This window comes from Gordonia hydrophobica NBRC 16057, from assembly GCF_001592365.1.
GTDB lineage: Bacteria > Actinomycetota > Actinomycetes > Mycobacteriales > Mycobacteriaceae > Gordonia > Gordonia hydrophobica.
The window spans coordinates 153,465-176,406 of the sequence record NZ_BCWU01000007.1; the positions used below are offsets into that span (position 1 = coordinate 153,465).

25 protein-coding genes are annotated in these 22,942 nt (G+C 68.0%); 10 read left to right on the plus strand and 15 right to left on the minus strand.

Annotation, left to right across the window (positions count from 1 at the left end; all coding sequences use genetic code 11):
* Nucleotides 1-92 precede the first annotated feature (92 nt).
* Nucleotides 93-1,451: an MFS transporter gene (locus tag GH2_RS13250; RefSeq protein WP_066168817.1), complete on the plus strand. Its 1,359-nt coding sequence runs from the start codon at nucleotides 93-95 to the stop codon at nucleotides 1,449-1,451.
* A gap of 56 nt (nucleotides 1,452-1,507) precedes the next feature.
* Nucleotides 1,508-2,329: an amidohydrolase family protein gene (locus GH2_RS13255; RefSeq protein WP_066168820.1), complete on the plus strand. Its 822-nt coding sequence runs from the start codon at nucleotides 1,508-1,510 to the stop codon at nucleotides 2,327-2,329.
* Nucleotides 2,330-2,335: 6 nt separating this feature from the next.
* Here the strand turns inward: GH2_RS13255 and GH2_RS13260 are convergent, their stop codons facing one another.
* Nucleotides 2,336-3,469 carry an ROK family transcriptional regulator gene (locus GH2_RS13260; RefSeq protein ID WP_066169204.1) on the minus strand — a complete coding sequence of 378 codons (1,134 nt, stop codon included), beginning with the start codon at nucleotides 3,467-3,469 and terminating at the stop codon, nucleotides 2,336-2,338.
* Nucleotides 3,470-3,564: 95 nt separating this feature from the next.
* On the opposite strand from GH2_RS13260, the gene GH2_RS13265 reads away from it, so the two are divergent.
* Nucleotides 3,565-4,326, plus strand: coding sequence for an SDR family oxidoreductase (locus tag GH2_RS13265; RefSeq protein WP_066168823.1), 762 nt, complete (start codon nucleotides 3,565-3,567; stop codon nucleotides 4,324-4,326).
* Here the strand turns inward: GH2_RS13265 and GH2_RS13270 are convergent.
* Nucleotides 4,313-4,981, minus strand: a complete 669-nt coding sequence (locus GH2_RS13270; protein ID WP_066168826.1) for a TetR/AcrR family transcriptional regulator — start codon at nucleotides 4,979-4,981, stop codon at nucleotides 4,313-4,315. The two genes, GH2_RS13265 and GH2_RS13270, sit on opposite strands and share 14 nt — an antisense overlap.
* A 159-nt stretch (nucleotides 4,982-5,140) precedes the next feature.
* Between GH2_RS13270 and GH2_RS13275 the strand changes: the two genes are divergently transcribed.
* Genes GH2_RS13275 through GH2_RS13290 form a run of 4 tightly spaced genes read left to right on the plus strand, consistent with a single transcriptional unit; the run spans nucleotide 5,141 to nucleotide 9,551 of the window.
* The gene (locus tag GH2_RS13275; RefSeq protein ID WP_066168828.1) at nucleotides 5,141-5,947 is read left to right on the plus strand and encodes an enoyl-CoA hydratase/isomerase family protein; all 807 of its coding nucleotides are present in this window, start codon (nucleotides 5,141-5,143) and stop codon (nucleotides 5,945-5,947) included.
* 27 nt (nucleotides 5,948-5,974) lie between these two features.
* Complete coding sequence (locus tag GH2_RS13280; RefSeq protein ID WP_066168831.1) at nucleotides 5,975-6,715, plus strand: SDR family NAD(P)-dependent oxidoreductase; 741 nt, start codon at nucleotides 5,975-5,977, stop codon at nucleotides 6,713-6,715.
* Between the two features lie 29 nt (nucleotides 6,716-6,744).
* Nucleotides 6,745-8,412 (plus strand): class I adenylate-forming enzyme family protein, encoded by a 1,668-nt coding sequence (locus GH2_RS13285; RefSeq protein ID WP_066168833.1) that lies wholly within the window; start codon nucleotides 6,745-6,747, stop codon nucleotides 8,410-8,412.
* The gene (locus GH2_RS13290; RefSeq protein WP_066168836.1) at nucleotides 8,409-9,551 is read left to right on the plus strand and encodes an acyl-CoA dehydrogenase family protein; all 1,143 of its coding nucleotides are present in this window, start codon (nucleotides 8,409-8,411) and stop codon (nucleotides 9,549-9,551) included. The genes GH2_RS13285 and GH2_RS13290 overlap by 4 nt, the downstream gene beginning before the upstream one ends.
* 26 nt (nucleotides 9,552-9,577) lie before the next feature.
* On the opposite strand, the gene purU is transcribed toward GH2_RS13290, so the two are convergent.
* Nucleotides 9,578-10,468, minus strand: a complete 891-nt coding sequence (gene purU / locus GH2_RS13295) for a formyltetrahydrofolate deformylase (protein WP_066168839.1) — start codon at nucleotides 10,466-10,468, stop codon at nucleotides 9,578-9,580.
* A 27-nt stretch (nucleotides 10,469-10,495) separates the two neighbouring features.
* Here purU and deoC point away from each other — a divergent pair, with 27 nt between their 5' ends.
* On the plus strand, nucleotides 10,496-11,173 hold the full coding sequence (gene deoC, locus GH2_RS13300; protein WP_066168841.1) for a deoxyribose-phosphate aldolase: 678 nt from the start codon (nucleotides 10,496-10,498) through the stop codon (nucleotides 11,171-11,173).
* Between the two features lie 18 nt (nucleotides 11,174-11,191).
* On the opposite strand, the gene GH2_RS13305 is transcribed toward deoC, so the two are convergent.
* From GH2_RS13305 to GH2_RS13330, 6 genes are all read right to left on the minus strand, one after another.
* A complete protein-coding gene (locus tag GH2_RS13305; RefSeq protein WP_066168844.1) occupies nucleotides 11,192-12,364 on the minus strand; it encodes an LmeA family phospholipid-binding protein in 1,173 nt (390 codons plus the stop codon).
* 5 nt (nucleotides 12,365-12,369) lie between these two features.
* The gene (locus GH2_RS13310) at nucleotides 12,370-13,182 is read right to left on the minus strand and encodes a carbon-nitrogen hydrolase family protein (protein ID WP_066168847.1); all 813 of its coding nucleotides are present in this window, start codon (nucleotides 13,180-13,182) and stop codon (nucleotides 12,370-12,372) included.
* A 23-nt stretch (nucleotides 13,183-13,205) separates the two neighbouring features.
* Nucleotides 13,206-14,186: a hypothetical protein gene (locus GH2_RS13315; protein ID WP_084247484.1), complete on the minus strand. Its 981-nt coding sequence runs from the start codon at nucleotides 14,184-14,186 to the stop codon at nucleotides 13,206-13,208.
* Between the two features lie 65 nt (nucleotides 14,187-14,251).
* Entirely contained in the window at nucleotides 14,252-15,040 is a 789-nt protein-coding gene (locus GH2_RS13320) for a methylase (RefSeq protein WP_066168853.1), read from the minus strand.
* Nucleotides 15,037-15,552, minus strand: a complete 516-nt coding sequence (locus GH2_RS13325) for a DUF2505 domain-containing protein (protein WP_066168857.1) — start codon at nucleotides 15,550-15,552, stop codon at nucleotides 15,037-15,039. Before GH2_RS13325 ends, GH2_RS13320 begins: the two co-directional genes overlap by 4 nt.
* A 22-nt stretch (nucleotides 15,553-15,574) precedes the next feature.
* Complete coding sequence (locus GH2_RS13330) at nucleotides 15,575-16,063, minus strand: DUF2505 domain-containing protein (protein ID WP_066168860.1); 489 nt, start codon at nucleotides 16,061-16,063, stop codon at nucleotides 15,575-15,577.
* On the opposite strand from GH2_RS13330, the gene GH2_RS13335 reads away from it, so the two are divergent.
* The gene (locus tag GH2_RS13335) at nucleotides 16,043-17,185 is read left to right on the plus strand and encodes a UDP-N-acetylmuramate dehydrogenase (RefSeq protein ID WP_084247485.1); all 1,143 of its coding nucleotides are present in this window, start codon (nucleotides 16,043-16,045) and stop codon (nucleotides 17,183-17,185) included. The genes GH2_RS13330 and GH2_RS13335 overlap by 21 nt on opposite strands.
* Here GH2_RS13335 and GH2_RS13340 read toward each other — a convergent pair.
* The 5 genes from GH2_RS13340 to GH2_RS13360 all read right to left on the minus strand — a co-directional run bounded on the left by GH2_RS13340 (nucleotide 17,163) and on the right by GH2_RS13360 (nucleotide 21,271).
* A complete protein-coding gene (locus GH2_RS13340) occupies nucleotides 17,163-18,239 on the minus strand; it encodes an alpha/beta fold hydrolase (protein ID WP_066168867.1) in 1,077 nt (358 codons plus the stop codon). The genes GH2_RS13335 and GH2_RS13340 overlap by 23 nt on opposite strands.
* Nucleotides 18,236-19,009, minus strand: a complete 774-nt coding sequence (locus GH2_RS13345) for a MerR family transcriptional regulator (protein WP_066168870.1) — start codon at nucleotides 19,007-19,009, stop codon at nucleotides 18,236-18,238. The genes GH2_RS13340 and GH2_RS13345 overlap by 4 nt, the downstream gene beginning before the upstream one ends.
* A gap of 16 nt (nucleotides 19,010-19,025) precedes the next feature.
* Nucleotides 19,026-19,352, minus strand: a complete 327-nt coding sequence (locus tag GH2_RS13350; RefSeq protein WP_066168873.1) for a DUF2516 family protein — start codon at nucleotides 19,350-19,352, stop codon at nucleotides 19,026-19,028.
* A 13-nt stretch (nucleotides 19,353-19,365) separates the two neighbouring features.
* A complete protein-coding gene (locus GH2_RS13355) occupies nucleotides 19,366-19,860 on the minus strand; it encodes a helix-turn-helix domain-containing protein (protein WP_066168876.1) in 495 nt (164 codons plus the stop codon).
* A gap of 73 nt (nucleotides 19,861-19,933) precedes the next feature.
* Nucleotides 19,934-21,271 (minus strand): DUF445 domain-containing protein, encoded by a 1,338-nt coding sequence (locus tag GH2_RS13360; RefSeq protein ID WP_372434559.1) that lies wholly within the window; start codon nucleotides 21,269-21,271, stop codon nucleotides 19,934-19,936.
* A 22-nt stretch (nucleotides 21,272-21,293) separates the two neighbouring features.
* On the opposite strand from GH2_RS13360, the gene GH2_RS13365 reads away from it, so the two are divergent.
* The gene (locus GH2_RS13365; protein ID WP_084247497.1) at nucleotides 21,294-22,061 is read left to right on the plus strand and encodes a TetR/AcrR family transcriptional regulator; all 768 of its coding nucleotides are present in this window, start codon (nucleotides 21,294-21,296) and stop codon (nucleotides 22,059-22,061) included.
* Between the two features lie 78 nt (nucleotides 22,062-22,139).
* Here GH2_RS13365 and GH2_RS13370 read toward each other — a convergent pair whose 3' ends face one another.
* Complete coding sequence (locus GH2_RS13370; RefSeq protein WP_066168882.1) at nucleotides 22,140-22,847, minus strand: heparin-binding hemagglutinin; 708 nt, start codon at nucleotides 22,845-22,847, stop codon at nucleotides 22,140-22,142.
* Between the last annotated feature and the right edge of the window lie 95 nt (nucleotides 22,848-22,942).

Sequence of the window (22,942 nt, forward strand, 5' to 3'; positions counted from 1 at the left end):
CTAGGGTTCCAGCGCGGTGTAACTGCCCTCACACTTCTCGCAGTGTTTCTCGACGTCTCGTGACGTCGAGCGCAATCACACAGAGGAGAATCATGTCCGAATCCGTCGATTCCGCCCCACGACCGCCGACCACGTCCATGCGGCGTGTCGCGTTCGCCAGCTGCACCGGCACCACCATCGAGTTCTACGACTTCTTCGTCTACGGCACCGCGGCGGCGCTGGTCTTTCCCCAGGTGTTCTTCCCGGCGCTGGGTTCAGCGGCCGGCACGGTGGCCTCGTTCGCGACCTTCGCCGTCGCCTTCATCGCTCGTCCCTTGGGCGCCGCCTTGTTCGGGCACTTCGGCGATCGCATCGGCCGTAAGAAGACGCTCATCAGCACGTTGCTCCTCATGGGCGTCGCGACTGTGCTCATCGGCTGCCTGCCGAGCGCCGACACCATCGGCATCGCCGCACCGCTGGTCTTGATCGCCTTGCGCATCGCTCAAGGACTGGCGGTCGGCGGCGAGTGGGCCGGCGCCACTCTGCTGGCCACCGAGTACGCGCCGAAGGCGAAACGTGGCCTGTACGCAGTCTTTCCGCAGCTGGGACCGGCCATCGCCTTCGCCCTGTCGAGTGCCACGTTCCTCCTCGTCAACATGTTCATCGGCGAGGAGTCGGAAGCCTTCATCAACTACGGCTGGCGGATCCCGTTCATCGCGAGCGCCCTGCTGGTCCTGATCGGACTGTACGTACGACTCAACGTCGAGGAGACACCGGTCTTCGCTCGTCAGTCCCTGGCGGCACGCACGTCGTCGGTCGGTCCGCTCGTCGGAGTCTTCAAGAATCAGCCGCGTGAGCTGCTCCTGGCATCCGGCGCGCTGGCGATGATGTTCGCCTTCTTCTATGTCGGTACCGCCTACCTGACCAACTACGGTACGGCGACCTTGGGATTGAGCCGCGGGACAGTGTTGTCACTGGGATTCGTCGCTGCACTCGCGTTCTGTGCGTCGATCGTCTTCTCCGCGATGTTCTCCGATCGCATCGGACGGCGAACCATGGTCATCGCCTCGTGCGCCCTCGCCATTCCCGGTGGTCTGATCCTGTTCCCGCTTCTCAACACGGGTTCACCCGCCGCCTTCCTCGCTGGACTGAGTCTGGCTCTGGTGATCATGGGCATCTCGTATGGACCCGCAGGCGCCCTGTTGCCCGAGATGTTCCGGACGGAGTACCGGTACACCGGCGCAGGCATGGCGTACGCCATCGCGGGGGTGCTCGGCGGCGGCACCGCGCCGATGCTCGCAGCAGAGCTCATGGCAAGGTTCGACAGCAACTCCGTCGGCTGGATGCTGACCGGATTCGGAATCGTGAGCCTCGCATGCGCATTCGCGCTACCCGAAACACAGAACCGAGCCCTGGAATCAGCCGAACCACAGCCGGCCGACCAGGACACGGTCCCGGAGCCGACGGCGTGAACCGCCCCGGAGTCGACGCGATGACCACACCCGTCCCAGCACCGAGAGGGAATGCCATGACCGGCACCATCATTGACGCGTGGATGCAGCATCCGACAGCCCGCTGGCTCGCGAGCCCCCTGTTCGACTCGCTGCGCCGCTGGTCGCAGGGCACGATCCCGGACCATGAGGTACCCGTGTCCTGGACGCTCGACCACATGGATCGCGCCGGCGTGCAGATGGCCATGCTCAACGCGTGGTACTCGCCTGCAGGCCCGATGATCAGCAACGACGAGGTCGGTGCCATCGTCGCAGCACACCCAGAGCGGTTCTCCATGGTCGCCTCGGTCGACCTTCGACGCCCGATGCACGCGGTCACCGAGTTGCGGCGCGCTGTCGAGCACCACGGCGCCAAGGCCCTGCGAATCCTGCCTTGGCTCTGGGATCTACCGCCCGACGATCGGCGCTACTATCCGCTGTACGCGGCGTGCTGCGATCTCGACATCACCTTCTGCACACAGGTCGGGCACACCGGGCCGCTCGCCCCGTCCGAGCCGGGGCGTCCCATCCCCTACCTGGATCATGTCGCGTTGGAGTTCCCCGACCTCCGTATCGTCGGCGGACACACGGGGGCTCCGTGGACGGCCGAGATGATCTCGTTGGCGACGAAGTACCCGAACGTCTACATCGACACCTCGGCGTACAAGGCGACTCGCTACCCCGCAGAGCTCGTCGACTATCTCCGCGGTCACGGACGTCGCAAGGTGCTGTTCGGGTCCAACTCCCCGGCGTGGCCTGCCGCCGACTGCCTCGTCGGTCTCGACGAGCTTCAGCTCGACGATGCCACCCGCGCGGCATTCCTCACCGACAATGCCCGCCGCGCGTTCGCGCTGGAGTAGTCGGCCCTACTCCCCCACGACCCCCAGCGGGTCGGCGTACACCGCCGACAACGCGACGGCCACCGCACCGGCTTCCGGGACCTGCACTCCGAAGCAGGTCGGCAGGATCTCCAGCGGTTGCGGCTGGTTCGTCGCCGCGTCGAACGCGGCCTGGACCGGTTCCAGGCCATGGGGGTGAGCGGAGAACGCATCGCCGGCCACCACGATCTCGTCGGGGTTGAGGACGTCGCGCATCATGGCGACGGCTTCGCCGAGGACGCGGGCGCGGTCGTCGGCGACGGCACCGGCCGACGTGTCGACCCCGAGACGCGCGGCAGCGGCCTTGGTCGCCGCGGTGCCGATGACGCTCTGCAGGGAGGCCACGGGTTCGGTGTCCAGGACACCGGGCTGCACCGGCAGCCGCGCAATGGTGCCGGCGCCGCGGGCAGGCTGGTGAACATCGCCGTCGATGATCATCGCCATCCCGACCGTCTCGCGCGCGTAGAAGAACAGGCTGGAACCGCTGCGCGCGACGGTCGACGACAGCAGCAACTCGGCCGCGGCCATCGCCTGCACGTGCTCGGACACCGAGATCGGCACGCCGAGCGCGGTATGCAGTCGCTGCCCGAGCGGCTGCCGTTCCCACCGGAGGATCGGGTGATCGACGACGCCGGTGGCGTCGTCGACCACCCCGCCGATCGCGGCGCCACCCCAGAGGACGCGTCGTCCGGAGAAGCGGGCGGCGAGCTCGCGCAGCAGATCGCACAGGCGTCGCACCGCGGTGTCAGCGTCGGCGGAGGTGAGTTCCTTGGTCCGGATCGCGTGGCTGTAGAGAGTGCGGCCGCCGATGTCCGCGATCACCAGTTCGGTCCGGCGGGCGCCGACGTGCATTCCAGCGACGCAATAGCGATCGCGGTCGAGCGTGAGCGGTAACTTCGGGCGCCCGACGCCGGTGTGGTTCAACAGGTCCGGACGCTCCACCACCAGACCTGCGTCGAGGAGCGCATTCACCTGGCGGTTGACCGTAGCCGCCGACAGTCCGGTGTCGGTGACGAGCTGATCGCGGGTGGCGGGCGCACCGACCCGAATCGCGTTGAGGACGGCTGCGGCGGGGCCGGTTCCGAAGTGAAGGGGCGCGGGTACGACGCCGCCGGTGGTCATGGGCTCGAACATATCAGCCGGTCGTGACTGCGATCACTGCGGCCGCCGTGAGTCTGGCAACGTCTCCGCGTTGACCCCACCACTAAGCTGAACCCATGAGCGCACCTGGGAATTCAGTCAGCGGAAACGGCAAGATCGCAGTCGTGACGGGGGCGAGCTCGGGCATCGGCGCCGCCACCGCTCGCAGCCTCGCCCGGGACGGCTTCGAGGTGGTGCTCGGCGCCCGCCGCATCGACCGGGTGGAGGCGCTCGCCGCCGAGATCGGCGGCCGCGCAATGTACCTCGATGTCACCGACGCCGCCTCCGTCGAGCGGTTCGTCGCCACCCTCGACCAGGTGCACGTGCTGGTCAACAACGCGGGCGGCGCCAAGGGGCTGGCGACCGTCTCCGAGGCCAATCTGGAGGACTGGCGCTGGATGTGGGAGACCAACGTGGTCGGCACCCTGCGCATCACCAAAGCCCTGCTGCCGAAGCTCGAGGCATCGGGCGACGGCCTGATCGTCACCATCACCTCCACCGCCGCGCTCGAGGTGTACGACAACGGCGCGGGCTACACCTCCGCCAAGCACGCGCAGGGCGTCCTGCACCGCACCCTGCGGCTGGAACTGATCGGCAAGCCGATCCGCCTCACCGAGATCTGCCCGGGCATGGTGGAGACCGAGTTCTCCCTCGTCCGGTTCGACGGCGACGCCGATCGGGCCGACGCGGTCTACGACGGACTGACTCCGATGGTCGCCGACGACATCGCCGAACTCGTCTCCTTCGCCGCCTCGCGGCCGTCGCACGTGAACCTCGATCAGATCGTCGTTCGCCCGCGCGACCAGGCGACGTCGCGCCGCAACATCAAGACGGGGTAGGAGCGCCCAGCAGATCGGCGTAGTCGTCGACGTGCTCCGGCGCGACGAGGGCGCGGAGCGACAGCGCGAGCTGAGCGCTGATGTACGCCTCGATGTCGAGGGTCCGCTCGAAGTACCAGTGCTTGAGCGCCCACGCATGGGCCAGGAGGAGCAGGTTGTAGGCCACCAGCTCCGGATGCGGTGCGACCAGCAGGCCGTCGGCGATGCCGTCGGCGATGGCCTGCTGCAGCGGTTCGATGGTGAGCAGTTCCAGATCCTTGATCTGTCTGCGCCCGTCCGGCGCCAGCGCATTGCTCTCGCGATACGTGAGCAGCGCGGCGTGGCGACGTGAGTCGATGACGCGGCAGTACGCGCCGAACGCCGCTGCGACGCGTCGCACCGGGTCGTCGCCCGCCGCCGCGATCGCCGCGGGCACCTGCGCCTCGAACTGCGTGAGGACGTCGGTGATGACGGCGAGCAGGACGTCGTCCTTAGACCCGAAGTAGCGGTAGATCAGGCCCACGCTGACCCCGGCCTCGGTGGCGAGCGCCTGCATGGAGACCGCCTCCGACCCCGCCTTCTCCATCAGTCGCGCCGCGGCGTCGAGCAGTTGTCGGGAGCGGTGTGCGGCGCGCGCCTGCTTGGCGGCGACGTCGGGATCGAGAACGTCGGACATGATGCCTCCTCCGGTCCGGTTACCTCATCACGGTAGATGAACGAATATTCATCGAATCGCTCGGACCCCTTGCGCGTCGAGTGAAATGAATCTATGTTCATCACTAGTGAATACATCTTCATTTTGCATTGACCCGGCACCCGAGGCAAGGACGATCCCATGAACTTCTCCGATTACCAGCATCTTCTGTTCGAGCGTCGCGACAACGGCGTCCTGCTGATGACGCTCAACCGTCCCGACAAGTACAACGCCACCAACGAGGTGATGCACGCAGAGTTGGCGCGGGTGTTCCCCGAGATCTCCGCCGACCCGGAGACCCGCGTCGTGGTCGTGACCGGTGCGGGCAAGGCCTTCTCCGCCGGCGGCGATCTCGCGATGGTCGAGGCCATGGCGGGCGACCACGACCGCGTCGCCGCGATGCTCGACGAGATGAGCCGCCTGGTCTACGGCATCGTCGACTGCGCCAAGCCGGTGGTCTCCGCGATCAACGGCGTCGCCGTCGGCGCAGGCACTGTCGTCGCGCTCCTCTCCGACATCTCCGTGTGCGCGCAGGACGCGAAACTGGGCGACGGCCACGTGAAGTTGGGCGTCGCGGCGGGCGACCACGCGGCGATTGTCTGGCCACTGCTGACCAGCATGCCGAAGGCCAAGTACTACCTGATGACCGGCGAGATGATCGACGGCGTCGAGGCCGAGCGGATCGGTCTGGTGACCAAGGTGCTGCCGCGCGACGAGGTGCTCGACGAAGCACTTCGCATCGCCGAGGTCATGGCGACCGGCTCACAGAATGCGATCCGGTGGACCAAGAAGTCCCTCAACAACTGGATTCGCAACGCCGGTCCGATCTTCGATCAGTCCGCCGCCTACGAGATGCTCGGCTTCATGGCGCCCGACGTGGTCGAGGGCTATACCGCGCTCCGCGAGAAGCGGGCGCCCGCCTTCCCGTCCGCCGCCCCCACCGCCTGACCCGATCACCGACCAGGAGCCACCACCATGACCACCTCTTCCATCGCCGTCGTCACCGGCGCCGGTTCGGGCATCGGCCGCGCCATCGCCCTGGCCCTCGCCGACCGCGGCGACACCGTCGTCGCCGCCGATCTGAACCTCGATTCCGCCACCGCCACCGCTGAACAGGGACCGGCCGGACGCATCCACGCCATGGGCGTCGACGTCGCCGACGCCGGCCAGGTGAACGCCCTCCGCGACCGGGTCAACGCCGACGTCGGCGTACCGAACGTGCTGGTCAACGCCGCGGGCTGGGACCGCACCGACAAGTTCCTCAACGCGACTCCCGAGTTCGCCGAGAAGGTCGTCGCCATCAACTACCTGGGCCCGGTCAACCTGTGCAGCGCATTTCTGCCCGGGATGGTCGACTCCGAGTCCGGCGGCAGGGTCGTCAACGTCGCCAGCGACGCGGGCCGCGTCGGCAGCGCGGGCGAGACCATCTACGCGGGCGCCAAGGGCGGCGTCATCGCCTTGACGAAGTCGCTCGCCAGGGAGATGGCGCGGTACGCCATCAATGTGAACTGCGTCTGCCCGGGCCCCACCGACACCCCGCTGTTCCGCGCACAGGACGAGAAGCTGCAGGAGGCGCTCATCCGCGCGATCCCGTTCCGCAGACTCGCGCGTCCCGACGAGGTCGCCGCCCCCGTCGTCTTCCTCTCCTCCGACGCCGCGTCGTTCATCACCGGCCAGGTGATCAGCGTCAGCGGCGGCCTCACCATGGCCGGTTGACCGCAGCAGTTCACCAAGGAGCCTCGATCATGTCTTATACGTACGACGCCCGCGCCTACCGCGAGTACTTCGAGAACGACTTCACCTATCTGAACGGCTTCCGCCGCAACGTCCACCGATTCGCCGACCGGCCCGCCATGCAGCTCGCCGACACCGGCGAGACGATCACCTACGCCCAACTCGGCGCCCGCGTCGACGCCCTCGCCGCCGGACTCATCTCCGCCGGCGTCGGCCCGGGCGACGTGGTGGCCTACCAGTTGTTCAACGGTCCGGAGTTCGCGGAGCTCTACCTCGCGACCCAGGCCGCGGCGGCCGTCGGCGCACCGATGAACTTCCGGCTCGCCGCCGGGGAGACCGCGTTCGTCCTCGGCTCCACCCGCCCGCGGGTCTACGTCTACGACACCGCGCTCGGCGAGACGGCCGCCGCAGCACTGGAGCACGCCACGCACACGCCGGCGGTGATCATCGCGGTGGGCGACGGCGAGCCGATCGCGGCACCGACCGGCAGCGTCGTCCTGCGCTACCGCGACCTCCCGACTCCCGGTGCCACGCCCCCGCCGCCGACTCGCACCGTCTGGGACGAGACCACGCGCCTGTTCACCTCGGGCACCACCGGCATGCCCAAGGCCGTGCCGATGAACAGCATGATCGAGGTGTTCAGCGCGCACGACGTGATCATGCACTTCCCGCTCGCCCCCGACGACAAGACGCTGAACATGACGCCGTGGTTCCACCGCGGCGGCCTGTACTGCGCGGGACCGAATCCCACGTTCTACCTCGGCAGTTCCCTGGTGCCGCTGCGCGCCTTCGACGCCGACCGCACGCTGGACCTGGTGGAGCAGTTCGGCCTGACCTTCCTCATCGGCGCCCCGACCAACCTCGCGATGCTCGCCCGCGCCCAAGAGACTCGCCCGCGCGACCTCTCCACACTGAAGGGGCTGGTCACGATGGGGGCTCCGCTGGAACGCGACGCCGCACTGCACTACCAGGACGTCCTCAACCCGCGGATCTTCAACGGGTACGGGAGCACCGAGGGCTTCTGGAACACCTTCCTGCGCCCCGGCGACCTCCCGGACATGGCCGGGACCGCGGGCCGCGCGTGCATCGACGACGACGTCGCCGTGGTCGCCGTGCGCGACGACGGTCTGGCCGATCCGAGCGACACCGTCCCGCGCGACGGGACCACCGTCGGCGAGGTCGCGATCCGTTCGCCGAAGGGCGCCGGGCAGTACTACGACAATCCCGAGCAGGACGCCGCCAAGTTCCGCGACGGCTGGCTGTACATCGGCGATCTCGCGACCTGGGACGAGAACGAGTTCGTGACCATCGTCGGCCGCAAGGACGACATGCTGATCTCGGGTGGCGAGAACGTCCATCCCGTGCAGGTGGAAGAAGCCCTCAACGCCCACCCGGGCGTCGCCGACTCCCTGGTCGTCGGCGTGGCCGACGACGAGTGGGGGCAGTTGGTGGTGGCCTATGTGGTGCCCGACGCCGACACCCCGCCGACCGCGTCGGACCTCGACGCCCACTGCCGGGCGCATCCGATGCTGTCGTCGTTCAAGCGGCCGCGCGCCTACCGCTTCGTCGAACAGCTTCCGGTGTCGGCGACGGGCAAGAAACTGCACTACAAGGCCACCGAGCAGGCACGCGACGACCTCGCGGCCGGCCGTTTCACCTCCCTGAAGGATCTGGCATGAGCGTGACCTACCACGACGAGCACCGGCAGTTCCGCGACCTGGCCCGCAGCTTCGTCGCCTCCCGCATCGCGGACCGACACGAGTCGTGGGAGCAGTCGGGACGCCTCGCGGCATCGATGTTCACCGACGCCGGCGCGCACGGGCTGCTCGGCTTCCCCGTCCCGGAGGAGTTCGGGGGCCCGGGCGTCGACGACTTCCGCTATCACGCGATCGTCGTCGACGAGGTGGCACGCGTCGGCGCCGCCGCCGCCGCGATCGCGTTCTCGCTGCAGAACGACGTCGTGCTCCCGTATCTGACCGACCTGACCACCGCCGAGCAGAAGGCCCGCTGGCTCCCCGGCGTGGTCTCCGGCGAGACGGTGCTCGGCATCGCGATGACCGAACCCGGCACCGGCAGCGACCTCGCCGGGATCGCCACCACCGCGGTGCGCGACGGCGACCACTATGTGGTGAACGGCGCCAAGACGTTCATCTCGAACGGGCAGAACGGAACGCTGTTCGTGGTCGCGGTGCGGACCGGCGCGGATCGGCACAAGGGACTGTCGTTGCTGGTGGTCGACGCTGACACCCCGGGTTTCGACCGCGGTCGCAACCTGGACAAGATCGGACTGCACGCGCAGGACACCAGCGAACTCGCGTTCACAGACATGCGCGTACCCGTCGCCAACCGGCTGGGCGAGGAGGGCGACGGCTTCTACCACCTGGTCCGAAATCTGCCACAGGAGCGGTTGTCACTGTCGGTCGGCGCCGTGGCCGCCGCGGAGGGCGTCTTCGCCGCCACCCGCGAGTACGTCGCGCAGCGTCGTGCCTTCGGCTCCCCGATCGGGAGCTTCCAGAACACCCAGTTCGTGATGGCCGAGCTCGCCACCGAGCTCGACCTGGCACGCACCTTCCTCGACGACTGCCTCGCCCAGCATGTCGAGGGTGAGCTCACCGCCGCACGCGCCGCCAAGTTGAAGTGGTGGACCACCGAACTCCAGGTCCGCACCGCCGATCGCTGTCTGCAACTGCACGGCGGTTACGGCTACATGCGCGAGTATCCGGTGTCGCGCGCCTTCGTCGACGCGCGCATCCAGACCATCTACGGCGGCACCACCGAGATCATGAAGACGATCATCGCGAAGGATCTGGGCCTGTAGGGAGCCGTCGTCGACAAACGGTCCTTCTACTGGAAGACGACCGTCTTCCGGTCGTGGACCAGCACGCGGTGCTCCAGGTGCCACCGGACGCCGCGGGCCAGGACCAGGGTCTCGATGTCGCGGCCCTGGCTCACCATGTCGGCAGCGGAGTAGCCGTGATCGATGCGGCTGACGTCCTGCTCGATGATCGGGCCGGCATCGAGGTCGGCGGTCACATAGTGGCACGTGGCGCCGATCAGCTTCACCCCGCGATCGAACGCCTGGTGGTACGGCCGAGCGCCGACGAAGCTCGGCAGGAAGCTGTGGTGGATGTTGATCGCCCGACCGGCCCACGCCTCACAGAGGTCGGCGGGCAGGATCTGCATGAAGCGCGCGAGGACGATCGCATTCGGGTCGTAGCCTTCGACGATCCGCTGCACCTCGGCGAAGGCCTCAGCCTTGCCCTCCTTGGGAAACGGCACGTGATGGAACGGGACGCCGAACCGGGTCGTCAGCGCTTCCAGGTCGCGGTGGTTGCCGACGACAGCACTGACCTGTGCCGGGAAGTCGCCGCGCTCGGCGCGCGACAGGATGTCGGTGAGACAGTGACTGTCCTTGCTCACCAGCAGCACCACCGACTTCTCGGCGCCGGAATCGGTGACACTCCACTCGGCCTCCGGCCCGAACATCGCCGCGACCTCCGCGAAGCGGCCCCGGAACTCCTCGACCGGCATCGCGACGGAGTCCGCACGGACCGCCTGCCGGGTGAAGAACCATCCGGTCGACGGGTCCGAGTGGTACGCGGCCTCGGTGATCCACCCACCGACACCGGTGAGGAATCCGGCGAGCGCGGCGACGATGCCGGTGCGGTCGGGGCAGCCGAGGGTCAGAACAAAGCGGCGTTCGCCGTCGGAGGAGGAGATCTGGGAGTTGCTCACCCGTCTCAGTGTGCCAAGCTCGAATTCGTGACGAACACCAACCTGACCCGAGCAGCTGTCGCCGCGATGGTCGACCACACGATCCTCAAGCCCGAGGCCACCCGCGCCGACGCGGAAGCCACCGTCGCCGAGGGGCTGGAACTGGGCGTCTACGCCATCTGCCTCTCGCCGTCGATGCTGCCGATCGACACCGGCGCCGCCAAGACCTGCGTCGTCGCGGGATTCCCCTCCGGTAAGCACCACTCGCTGGTGAAGGCGGCCGAAGCGCGCCTGGCCGTCGACACCGGCGCCGACGAGATCGACATGGTGATCGACGTCGGCGCCGCTGCCGAGGGGAAGTACGACGAGGTGTTCGGCGACGTCCTCACCGTCCGCGAGGCCATCGGCCACGAGCACGTCCTGAAGGTCATCGTGGAATCCGCAGTGCTGCTCGATGCGGTGGGTGAGGACGGCCTCGCCCATGTGTGCCGCCGTGCAGTGGAGGCGGGCGCCGACTTCGTCAAGACCTCGACGGGCTTCCACCCGGCGGGCGGGGCGAGCGTGCGCGCGATCGAGGTGATGCGCACAGCCGTCGGCCCGACCGTCGGGGTCAAAGCGAGCGGCGGCATTCGGACGGCCGAGTTCGCCGCCGAGCTCATCGCCGCGGGGGCGTCGCGCCTCGGCCTGTCCGGAACCCGCGCCGTGCTGGACGGTTTCCCCGAGTAGGCCGCTGCCGCAGCAGAGCTACGCCGTGCAGCCTCCGCTGCTCGAGTCGCCCGTGCTCTCGGCCGCGGACTTCAGGTTGACGTCCGAGCCCGAGAAGGCGAAGTCGATGCCGTTCTGACCGACGTCGAGCTTGCTGACCTGGATCTGCTTGAACAGCGGGCCGAACATGGCGGTGGTGACCCGGTCGACGATCGGTTGAGCGAAGTCCTTCGGGACGCCGAAGACCAGCGCAGTCGCTTCTTCCACTGTGAAGGTCACCGCCCCGTCCTTGAGCACGGGCTTCAACGTGACGGTGGCCGGGACCGGGATGATCGCCAGGGTGACCGTCGTCGAGATCTTCAACGTTCCCGCCGACGGGTCCGCGGTGATGGACTCGATGGGCGAGCTGCTCTGGCCGTCTCCCTGACTCAGTTCCTTGATCCGCTGGTACGGCAGGAAACCGTTGCCGTTCAAGCTCTGCACGGTGCCGCCGTCGGTGCTGATGCCCTCGGCACGAGCGTGCAGTCGCATGGTGGTGCCGCCGTCGGAGTTGGTGTCGACCTGCACCCACGGCACGTCGCCGTCGATCATCGACAGCAGCATCGGCCGACGCGACACCGACACGTCGGTGCCGGTTCCGGTGAGGTTGTCGAACGACGTCTGCAGACAACTCGTCACCTTGTTGCGGATGTACAACTCGGAGCCCACCCCGGCGATCACCACGAGCAGGACGACCGCCGCCAGGATCAATCCGATGGTCCGCCCGCGTCCCCGCTTCTTCTTCGTCATCGGTGCAGTCAGCACCGGGCCGGACGGCGGAGCGGGCGGCTCTGTCGGGATGGGCTCGAACGCACTGGAGTCGAGCGCGTCCATCTGCTTGGTGCCGGGCTTCGCGGTCCGCGAATACGCCTGCGTGGCGGGGCTGGGCGTGTAGCGCACCGGTCCCGTCACCACCTCACCGGTCGGCGCGTCGTCGACGAAGGGCTCCGGAGTCGGCGGCTCGGTGCTGTCCGTCATGGGGCTCTCCGACCGGGGGCTCTCCGGCATGGGGCTCGCCTGCGGGGTGCTCGCCGAGTGAGCGCTCTCCGGGTGAGTGATCTCCGAGGTCGGACCGTCGGCCGGCGACGGCGCCGCGGCGTCCTCCGGCACCGCGGCATCGGCGCCGGGCTCGGTCGGATCGTCGGGCTGCGGCGTGCGTTCGTTGTCGGTCATCTGCGTCAGGTCCCATCCAGGCGGGGAATCTCGCGGGTGTTGGCCAGAACGGCCAGCGCCGTGCGCGCCTTGTGTGTCAGGCCCAGATCGATGTCGTGAACACCGGTCTGCACTGCGGAGTCATAGTCGGCGATCACGCTACCGAACGGATCTGAGAGGCGGCTATGGCCGATCCCAGTGGGCGCCGAGGAATTCCTGACAGAGATGTCGGTGGGCAGGGCCTGACCGACGGCGGCGATGTAGGTCGTCGCATCGAGCGCACGCGCCGTCGACAGGACCTCCCACTGCGCGACCTTGCCCGGACCGGCTCCCCACGACGTCGGGACGACGATCAGCTCTGCGCCTCGTCTCGCCAGCTCGACGAAGAGCGCGGGAAACCTGATGTCGTAGCAGGTCGCGACACCGACGAGATGCCCTGCGACCTCGACGACCAGCGGATCTCGGCCCGGCGCGACGGTGGCCGACTCCGCGAAGCCGAACGCGTCGTACAGATGGATCTTGTCGTAGCCGACTGGAGCCTCGCCCGGCCGTGCCACCAGCACGGTGTTCCGGATCCTGCCGTCTGGATCGGGCGTGAACATGCCCGCGACCACCGTGATCTGTTCGGCGTCGGCCACCCGAACGACGTCGGAGGCCCACGGTCCGTCGAGCGGCTGCGCGACGTCGCGCAGCGGCACGCCGAACCGGCACATCGTCGCCTCAGGAAAGACCACGAGCTCCGCGCCGTCGGCTGCTGCCGATCGCGTCTGATCCACGACGGTCCTCAGGTTGGCCGACGGGTCGTCCGTGGAACTGATCTGGGCCATCGCCAATCGCATGTCGCCTCCTCGAGTCGAACCAGTCACCTCTGATAGAGGGTAGTTCCCTGCGGTCCCCGACTGTCGCTGACCAGCTTCGCGAAGCAGTGGTCCTTGTCGAGACCGACGCTGCGGCACCACACCAACGCCGATTCCGGGCTCGGGAAGTTCTGCGCCGAGACGGTGATCCACCATCCCGGCTCAGAGAACACCGGCCATTCGTTCGAGTTGAGTAGTTTGACCTGCGGGTACCGGGCGCGCGACGACTCGAACTCCGACCAGATCGCGGCGTTGTTCCACGTTGTCCCCTCGGCGACCAGACCGAGCCGCTTGGAACTGATCTGTGCAGCCCACTGGTTGTTGTGCATGGTCCTCATGTCCGCGGCATCGGTCGCCGCCTGACCACGCAGGGACTCGCCGGCCGACACCTCGGGATCGACGGCGGTCGACGTGACCGTCGTGGTCTGCTGCTGCGGTTGCTGCTGTTGCGTGGTGGCGTCCGGCTGGGCCGTCGTCGACGCGTCGTCGCCTGAGTCGGCGACCTTGAGCCAGACGAACACCGCGGCCACCGCGAGCCCGATGACGCACGCGATCGCGATGCCGAGCAGCACTGCGCGACCGCCACCGCCCGACCGCGGCGGCTGTCCATAGGAATAGCCCGGGTATCCCCCGGTCGGCGGCCCGCCCGCATACTCTCCGCTCGCGTACTGGCCCGCGGGGTACTGACCGGCCGCGTAGCCGGCGTTCTGCTGTTGGGCGCCCGCGTACTGTCCGCCCGGGTATCCGGCCGCTGCCGGGTACTGCACTCCCGCATACGGTGATTGCCCGATCTGGGTCTGCTCATACTGCTCGCCGTCGGTTGACGCCGGCGTGTTCCCCAGCGAGGTGGTCTCCACCGAGGTCGTCTTCTCCAACGACACCGCAGGCGTCGTCGGCATCGGTCTGGCCGCGGTCTCGGCAAACGGATCCGGCGCAGACGATGCGGCGTCGTTCGGCACTTCCTCTGGCTGACCTGGTGTGGACATGCGCCAATCGTAAACCTGATATCGGACATCCCCGAGGTTCCATCCATACGGACGACACCCGATCTTCAGTGCGGCGCGACCAGGTCCCACGGCACCGACAGCATGTTGTCGACTCGTCGGCCACGCGGGATGCTCACGCGGACTCCGGAGTCGACCATCATCTCGCGGGCATACCGCCAGCGGTCGCGCGGACCGTACGTCTCGTGCGACGCCGCGCGGTCCCAGCAGCGGTCGGCACAGGTCAACAGTTCGTGGATCGCCTCACCGGCCACATTGTGATGGATCAGCGCCTTCGGGAGGCGTGCCGCCAGTTCCGACGGATGCCTGGTGTGCGCCGGCGACCACGACAACGTCAGTTCCTGCGGTCCGGTGGCATCGAGCAGAATCCAGCAGCAGCGTCGACCGATCTCGTCGCAGGTGCCCTCCACGATCAACCCGCCGGGAGCGAGCGCGTCCTGCATCTGCGTCCAGGCGGCACGGACCTCGTCCTCGTCGTACTGCCTCAGCACGTTGAAGGCCCGGACCAGATTCGGATGCAGGCCTGCGAGTTCGAAACCGCCGAGCGCGAAGCGGACACCGTCCCGCGGCGGGACGATCCGGTCGGGATCGATCTCCAACCCGACCAGTGTCAACGTCGGGGCGGCGCGGCGCAGCCGGGCGGCCATCTCGACGGCCGTGTCCGGACGACCGCCGTACCCGAGGTCGACGGCGAGCGGCGCCGGAACAGCCAGCGCCGCGCGGATCCGAGGGTCGGCGGCCATCGCGCGGTCGACACGACGCAACCGGTTGATGTTGGTGGTGCCGCGGGTGATCCGCCCGTGCGGTCGTCCGGCCTTGAGGCCGGACCGGGTCATGCGATGTTGTCCTGAACCCAGGTGGAGGTGAACTCGGCCTCGCCGCGGAACAGGTCGACGAGGTTGACGAGCATCAACTGTTCGAGCTTGGCGTTGACGAACGGGATGTAGACCTTGACTTCGGTGGTCTTGCGGATGGTGCAGCCGGTCTCCGTCGGAAACAGCTCCTGCTCGCCGGTCAGCGAACCGGGGCCCGCGGGGATCGACGCACTGTAACTGCCGGTGGTGCGCGACTGCGCGTCAAGGAGCCCGTAGGTCTCGGTCCGCGTTATCAGCATGTCCTTCAACATGACGGTCTGCGCGACCGGCGGCAGCATGTCGCGCGTGATGGTCTGCTGCAGCACCACGCGGATGCCCTCGTCGGACTTGGCGAACTCCTCGACACTGGAGATCGGCGTCAGCTCACGGAATCCCTCCATGAGCGCCTCCCAGTAGTTCTGCTGCGAGAGTGCCTGGTAGACCTTCTCGGCCGGATGCTTGTACCGAGCCGAATAGCTGAGCCGTCGTGCCATGTGGAACAGCCTAACGTCAGAATTAACGTCCGAGAAAATCGACGGTCGCGTCGCGCTCCGCGTCGAGCAGGTGACCCACCTGCTCGATGACGGCCTTCTCGATCTTTCCGCCCACGAACGGAATGGAGACGTTGGCGCTGCCCAGGTACTGCGCGGTGGCCGGGTCCCCGGCGATCGTGATGTCGCCGGAGATGGTGGCGGGCGCGCCGGTGACCGAGGCCTCCATGTGCCCGGTGATCGCCGCTGCGCCGAGGGTGAAGACGCTGGTACGGGGAATCTCGAGGTCTCCCGGCCGCACCGCGGTCACCACGGACGGCAGGTTCTCGGCCCCGACGCCCTGCTTCGTCACGACGGTCACGGTGTCGCCGTCGAGGGTGAACGACTCCAGCGAACCGTGATCGTCGTTGGTCGCCGCGAGGAGGTCGCGCCAGTACTGCTCGGTGCTGATCAACGCCCACAGGGCGGACACCGACGACGGATAGCTGACCGAATGCTCGAACTTGCTCGACATAGCAGTCAGGCTACCGTTACCGATGTGGCTGATTCACACGAGACCGACGCTTCGGTCCGCTCCGCACTCTCCTCGTTCACGACGCTGCGACTCGGTGGGCCGGCCCGCGCCGTCGTCCGCTGCACGCAGACCCCTGACCTGGTGCGGACGGTCCGCGATCTCGACGCCCGCGACGAGCCGGTCCTGCTGATCGGCGGCGGATCCAACCTGGTGATCGCCGACGACGGCTTCGACGGCGTGGCTGTGGTGGTCGCGACCTCGGGCATCGAGTACGGCACCGCTCCGGACTGCGGCGCACCGCGGCCGTACGTGACCGCGGAGGCCGGAACCGACTGGGACACCCTCGTCGCGGAGACGGTCGCCGCGGGATTCGGCGGGCTGGAATGCCTGTCCGGGATCCCCGGCGCCGCGGGCACCACCCCGGTCCAGAACGTGGGCGCCTACGGCGTCGAGGTGGCCGATGTCCTGCGCAGCGTCCAGCTTCTCGACCGGGCCACCGGCTCCGTGGACTGGGTGGAGCCCAGCGCCCTCGACCTCGCCTACCGCACCAGCAACCTCAAGGGACGCGACAGTCACGTGGTGCTCGCCGTCTCGTTCTGGCTCAACGCCGACGGGGTGTCCGCACCGATCGCCTATCGCGAGCTGGCTCGGGCGCTCGACGTGTCCGAGGGCGGCCGCACCGACGCCGCGACGGTGCGCGACCACGTGCTGGCGTTACGGGCGGGCAAAGGCATGGTGCTCGACGCCGCCGACCATGACACGTGGAGCGCGGGGTCGTTCTTCACGAATCCGATCGTGTCGGAGTCGGACCTCGCCGCCATCCTGGACCGGATCACGGCGCGGGTCGGCGACGTCGCGATCCCCCGCTACCCCGCGGATGCCGGCGTGAAGCTGTCGGCGGGCTGGCTCATCGAGCGCGCGGGCTTCACCAAGGGATTTCCGAACGACGACGCCCCGGTGCGCCTGTCGACCAAGCACACCCTCGCCCTGACGAATCGGGGTGCGGCGACCACCGCCGACCTGGTGGCGCTCGCCGGCCGCGTCCGGGACGGGGTGCGCGACGCGTTCGGCGTGGAACTGCACCCCGAACCCGTCTTCGTCAACTGCCAGTTGCCGCGCTGAGGTCGGTGAGAACGCCGTCGAGCAGCGTGTTGAACTGCGCCGCGCGTTCGAACGGCGCCATGTGACCGGAGCCGTCGTAGGTGGTGTACGAGTGCAGGAAACCACGGCTGCTGAGCGCCTTCGCCATCTCGTCGGCGTGCTGCGGCGGCGTCAGCAGATCGGCGGTGCCCACGACAACGGCCGTCGGGACGGTCACTTTGTCGAGGCCGGACAGGACGTCGAGGTGGTACATCGCCGAGCCCCACGCGGCACGCGCCGCCGGTGAACACGCGGAGACCATCATGTCGGAGAACTCGACATGGGCGGCGCGCGCGACCGGTCCCAGCGCGATGTAGTGCTCGAACTGAGAGGTCAGTGCGTTGACCGGCAGCGGCACCGGCGCCGAGGTGAAGACCCGCGCCAGCACGTTCTTGCCGGGCTTGGCGAGCGCGGGCAGGTTGTCGGGGATCAAGGCCTGCCGCTGGACGACGCCGCGCGCCGCCGTCGAACAGAGCACGATCGCCGAGACCCGGTCCTCCATGCCCGCGCCGAACTGCTGCGCCCACGACATGATGGTCATGCCGCCCATGCTGTGACCGACGAGGACGGCCCGCTTGCCTTCCGGAATCATGGCGTCCAGCACGGCCTGCAGGTCCTGCCCCAGCATGTCGACGGTGGGTCGATGTCGCCCCAACTCGGACAGTCCGTGTCCGCGTTGGTCGTAGGCGACGACGGGACGACGGTCACCGAAGTGATTGAACTGCGCGTTCCAGAACGCGGTGTTGCACGTCCACCCGTGGATGAGGACCACGATCTCGTCGGCGTCGTCGACATCGCCCGAGGCGACCACATGGAGCAGCGCACCGTCCGGAGTGCCGACGACGGAAGAACGCATGGCATGCGTCGGCGTGCGCAGTGCCGGATCCGGCCCGTCCTCGACGGGGTCCGGGAACGCGAAGACCTCGCGGAGCATGGCGCCCCCGGTGATCGCGAACTGCGCCGCCGTCGCTGCGACGAACGTCCCCGCTGCGACCGTCCCCCAGGTGCGCGCACGCGCCCACTTGCTCCTGCTCATTCGACCTCCCTTTGTGCCTGTTCGACGGCGCCGCCGTCCGCAGGCGGATGCTTCTTCGCCTCGAAATACGTGGTGGCCTCGCCGATCGCACGAGAGATCTCCTGGTCGAGCGCACGACTGAAGGTCGTCTCGACGATCTCGTGGGCCATGGGCCGGACCGTCTGGATCAACTCGGCGATCTTCGCGAGCTTCTCCTCCCCCAGGTCCGGCAGATTCTCGTCGAAGTACTGATCGGTGATGATGGAGACGAAGCTGCGCGCGACATCGGTCAGATCCGACTCGACGCGCACCCATCGTTCGAGGAGGGCATCGATGTCGATGCCGCCTTTGACCAGGACTTCGGCGCCTTCGAGCACCTCCGGGTTGCGGATGGCGTAGTGGGTGCCGTCTTTGGTGAGCAGTCCCAGCTTCTGGCTGAGCGACACCGCACGCTCGTCGGCGCCCAGTGTCTTCTTCAACTCGGTGAAGGTGATGGTGGCGGCGCGTTTGATATTGCGCAGCCTGCCGCCCTTCGGCGCCGCGCGCAGGACGTGCTCCACCTTCATCCCATAGTGCGCCGCATGCAGCAGTTCGCTGATCGTGGCGAACGTGTAGCCGCGTTCCAGCATCCGCGAGATCAGGTTCAGGCGAACCAGATGCTCGTCGGAGTACCAGCCGGTGCGCCCGCGGATGGTCGGCGGCGGCAGCAGACCGCGGTCCTGGTAGACGCGGATGTTGCGGACGCTGACGCCCGACACCTGGGCGAGGTCGTTGATGCGATATTCACTCACCTGGCGGCCGCGGCTCTCACGCGTTCTTCCGGAACCACGAGCGGCCCAGAATGTCGTCGATCCGCGCCCGCACGTCGACGACGTAGACGAGGACGGCCGTGATCGACGCGAGGTAGAACATGAGGCCGAAGCCCAGCCGCGCCTGGACCACCCAGATGAGGACGGTCGCGACGGCGAGGACCGCCACCCAGAACGTCTTCGACTTCGCATCGGTCGCGGTGAACGCATCGGGTCGGGTGACCGCGGCGTGCACCAGGGCCACCACGCCGGTAATCCCGGAGATCACGGTGATGGCCAGCAGGAGGTAGTACTGGGCGTTCAAGACGATGACAGCAGTGCTCACGCTTCCACCTTAATCACGGCGCCGACGAGGCCGGGCCGGTGCCGAGGCCGTCGATCACCTCGTTCGCGACGCGCGCGTCGTCGGCAGTGGACGCGAACTGCTCGGCGCCGTCTCGAGCATTCTCCCGCCGGAAGGAGTCGTAGATCTCCAACAGCATCTGCTTCTGCCGTTCGCTGATCGAACTGTCGGCCAGGAAGGCATCACGCACCGGACTGGCCGGCCGCGCTTCGAGGATGCCCGCACGGACATACAGCACCTCGGCGGACACGCGGAGTCCCTTGGCGATCTGCGAGAGCACATCGGCCGACGGCTTGCGCAGTCCTCGTTCGATCTGCGAGAGGTACGGATTCGAGACTCCGGCGCGCTCGGCGAGCTGCCGCAACGACACCTTGGCGGACAGTCGCTGGCTGCGAATGAACTCGCCGATGTCCTGGGCAGCGTTGGTCACCGCCTCAACCGTGGTCGCGGGGTCGTACTGGTCATCCTGGTGGCTGTGCTCGGATGTCATTGTCGTGTGGTTCCTCCCACGGTCCAGTATCCTCACCTCGCGCTAGCAAGTGCAAGCGCGAGCCGTCGCGACCTCACGAGAACAGCAGTACCGAGACCGTGTAGATGGTCAGACCCGCGAGTGAGCCGACCACGGTGCCGTTGATGCGGATGAACTGCAGGTCCCGCCCCACCTGGAGTTCGATCTTGCGGCTGGTCTCCTCCGCGTCCCAACTGCGCACCGTCTCGGTGATGACCGAGATGATCTCCGGCGAGTAGTTCTCGGCGATGTGCCGCGCCGCCCGCACCGTCCAACCGTTCATCTTGGCTTGGAGCGGCTCGTCGTCGCGGATGCGCTGCGCGAGCCGGACGACCGCGTCGGACAGCGAGGTCCGCAGGGTGGACTCCGGGTCATCGAGCATCTGCTCGATGACGGCCTTGCCCGCCTGCCAGGCGGTCGACGCCGCACCCGTCACCTCGTCACGGCCGAGGAGTTCCTCTTTCAGGGCCTCGAACTTGGCGATGGTGGCGTCGTCGTGCTGGAGTTCCTGCGCGAAATCCGCGACGAAGTCGTGCATCGCGATCCGCAACTCATGCTGGGGGTCGCCCCGCACCTTGTAGGTGAACTCGGTCAGTTCGCGATAGATCTTGTCGCCGACCAGGTGGTTGACGAACTTCGGCGCCCAGGCAGGACCGTCGCGGTCGACGACGCGGTCGATCAGCCCTGCGCTCCCCAGCGCCCAGTCGTGGGCGCGGTCGCAGGCGAGTTGAATCACCGGTTCGAGGCGGTCCTCGGCGACGAGCTGTTCGAGGATCCGACCCGCGGGCGGCGCCCAGACCGGTTCGGCGGCCCACTTGAGAACCGCCTGAATGAAGCGCTCGACGTCCTCGTCGCGCAGCATCTCCGACCACAGTTTGAAGACGCGGGACACCTCGTCGTTGACCCGCGGTTTGTTCGCCGGGTCGGCGAACCAGGTGGAGATGCGCCGGGGCAGGTCGAGGGCGTGCACACGCCCCTCGATCACGTCGCGCGTCATGAAGTTCTCTTGAATGAAGCCGCCGAGCTGGTCGCCGATCTGATCCTTCTTCCGCGGGATCAGCGCGGTGTGCGGGATCGGCAGTCCGAGGGGCTGCCGGAACAGCGCGGTGACGGCGAACCAGTCGGCGAGCGCACCGACCATCCCCGCCTCCGCGGTGGCCCGCACGTAGCCGACCCACGCGCCGACATCGGTCCCGTCGCGATGCTCGAGCCACCGCATGGCGAAATAGATCACAGCCGCACCGAGCAGCAAGCTGGTGGCGACGATCTTCATTCGCCGCAGGTCACGGGCCCGTTGGGCGTCGTTCTCGGTGAGTCCCGCGGGCACCGAGGGCCCCGCCGCAGGTTGAGGTCGCTGATCGAAGGTGGACGACACTCGTCCAGTCTTCCTCACCGCCTACTAGGGTTGCTAGGTGATGCCGAACCCACCGATACCGACGAGTGCCGCGCGTGCCGCAGTGAACGCGGCTGCAACGTTGACCCGCGAACTCGAACAGCGGGTGCTGACACCTGCGGTGGAGGCGGTCACCTCCGATGGTCGGAAACAACGGTGGGAGAAGCACAAGCAGGAGCGTCGCGCCGAGTTGACGACCGGCACCATCGCCGCGGTGCAGGCTCTGGGTCCGGACGCCGGGATGGACGACATCGCCCGGCACATCGGGGTGTCGAAGACCGTGCTGTACCGCTACTTCGCCGACAAGAACGACCTCGCGGCCGCGGTCACGCTGGCGTACGTGGAGACGACGATCATGCCGCGGCTGATCGAGGCGTTGTCGGGCGAGATCGGCGACTACAAACTGGTGCGGGCGACGATCGGCGTCTACGTGGAGACGGTGTCGTCGGACCCGAACGTCTACCGCTTCACCATGGCACGTCCCTCGGGGAGCCGCCCCGTCGCCGCCGACGCGGAGAAGATCTTCGCCGGCGCCCTGGAATCGACGTTGGAATCGCGGTTCGCCGCTCGCGGCGCCCAGACCTCGGGCGCCCGGACGTGGGCGTCGGCGATGGTCGGCGCCACCACTCGGGCCGTCGAGGAGTGGGTCAGCTCCCCGGACCGGTCCGCGCAGGCGTTGACGGACGAGCTGACGATGATGATCTGGAGCAGTCTGGTCGGCATCGTCCGCGCGGGCGGCGATCCGCAGGCGTTCGCCGCCGACCCGCCGCAGCTCCCGCCGGTCCCTTAACCGACCACGCGGTCACGCCCCGGACACCGATCGACCCCCGACGAAGAGAGTCGGGGGTCGATCGCCTGTGGGGTGCGCTTACTTGGCGGTCGGCGCAGCCTTCTTAGCGGTCGGCGCGGCCTTCTTGGCAGCCGGCGCGGCCTTCTTGGCAGCCGGGGCAGCCTTCTTGGCTGCGGGCTTGCGAGCAGCGGTCACCTTGGTGGCTGCGGTGTCGGCGTCGGCTTTGGCCTTGGCGCCTGCCTTCTCGATGTCAGCGGCCTTGTCCTGCAGCTTGCTCGAGACCTCGTCCGCGGCGACGGCGGCGTCCTCCACCTTGTCTGCGGTGCGGCCGGCGAGCGCTGCGGCACGCTCACCGAGTTCGCGGGTCTGGGTCGAGACGGCGCCGAGGGCGTCCTCGGTCAGCTCGACGGCGTCGGTGTACGCCTTCTCGACGCGGGCGAGGTTCTCCTCGACGTACGGGGCCTGACGAAGGCGCTCGACGGCGCTCTCGCCGCGCTCGGCGAGCGAGTTGTACAGACCGGTGGTGGCCTCGATGTACGGTTCGGCGACCTTGCGCAGCTCGTCGCTGGTCAGCTTGGCGCGCAGGTCCTCGACGCTCGGGAACTCGGTGGGGAGCTCGGCGAGGCGGGTGCGGGTCTCGTCCAGACGGGTCTGGGTGCGCTCACGCGAGGTCTGTGCGCGGTTCTTCAGCTCGGCGAAGGCGTCCTTGACTTCCTGGACGGCAACATCGCCCGCGCCGACGACAGCGTAGACCGGGGTGGGGAAAGTACGTTCGGCGGTGCTCATTGCAACTCCTTGCTTGCTTTAACTTGCACCACCAGTGTGCGCCAAAGTGCTAACAAAAGCTAGCGGAAATATTCGATGAGTGGTCCATCTCACCC

Coding starts and splice junctions, on each gene's coding strand:
- GH2_RS13285 (WP_066168833.1), top strand. CDS start 6,745: ATGTCTTATACGTACGACGCCCGCGCCTACCGCGAGTACTTCGAGAAC.
- GH2_RS13250 (WP_066168817.1), top strand. CDS start 93: ATGTCCGAATCCGTCGATTCCGCCCCACGACCGCCGACCACGTCCATG.
- GH2_RS13330 (WP_066168860.1), bottom strand. CDS start 16,063: ATGTCGAGCAAGTTCGAGCATTCGGTCAGCTATCCGTCGTCGGTGTCC.
- GH2_RS13325 (WP_066168857.1), bottom strand. CDS start 15,552: ATGGCACGACGGCTCAGCTATTCGGCTCGGTACAAGCATCCGGCCGAG.
- GH2_RS13320 (WP_066168853.1), bottom strand. CDS start 15,040: ATGACCCGGTCCGGCCTCAAGGCCGGACGACCGCACGGGCGGATCACC.
- GH2_RS13305 (WP_066168844.1), bottom strand. CDS start 12,364: ATGACCGACAACGAACGCACGCCGCAGCCCGACGATCCGACCGAGCCC.
- GH2_RS13365 (WP_084247497.1), top strand. CDS start 21,294: ATGCCGAACCCACCGATACCGACGAGTGCCGCGCGTGCCGCAGTGAAC.
- GH2_RS13265 (WP_066168823.1), top strand. CDS start 3,565: ATGAGCGCACCTGGGAATTCAGTCAGCGGAAACGGCAAGATCGCAGTC.
- GH2_RS13310 (WP_066168847.1), bottom strand. CDS start 13,182: ATGCGATTGGCGATGGCCCAGATCAGTTCCACGGACGACCCGTCGGCC.
- GH2_RS13340 (WP_066168867.1), bottom strand. CDS start 18,239: ATGAGCAGGAGCAAGTGGGCGCGTGCGCGCACCTGGGGGACGGTCGCA.
- GH2_RS13355 (WP_066168876.1), bottom strand. CDS start 19,860: ATGACATCCGAGCACAGCCACCAGGATGACCAGTACGACCCCGCGACC.
- GH2_RS13335 (WP_084247485.1), top strand. CDS start 16,043: ATGCTCGAACTTGCTCGACATAGCAGTCAGGCTACCGTTACCGATGTG.
- GH2_RS13370 (WP_066168882.1), bottom strand. CDS start 22,847: ATGAGCACCGCCGAACGTACTTTCCCCACCCCGGTCTACGCTGTCGTC.
- GH2_RS13275 (WP_066168828.1), top strand. CDS start 5,141: ATGAACTTCTCCGATTACCAGCATCTTCTGTTCGAGCGTCGCGACAAC.
- GH2_RS13260 (WP_066169204.1), bottom strand. CDS start 3,469: ATGACCACCGGCGGCGTCGTACCCGCGCCCCTTCACTTCGGAACCGGC.
- GH2_RS13270 (WP_066168826.1), bottom strand. CDS start 4,981: ATGTCCGACGTTCTCGATCCCGACGTCGCCGCCAAGCAGGCGCGCGCC.
- GH2_RS13290 (WP_066168836.1), top strand. CDS start 8,409: ATGAGCGTGACCTACCACGACGAGCACCGGCAGTTCCGCGACCTGGCC.
- GH2_RS13255 (WP_066168820.1), top strand. CDS start 1,508: ATGACCGGCACCATCATTGACGCGTGGATGCAGCATCCGACAGCCCGC.
- GH2_RS13315 (WP_084247484.1), bottom strand. CDS start 14,186: ATGTCCACACCAGGTCAGCCAGAGGAAGTGCCGAACGACGCCGCATCG.
- GH2_RS13280 (WP_066168831.1), top strand. CDS start 5,975: ATGACCACCTCTTCCATCGCCGTCGTCACCGGCGCCGGTTCGGGCATC.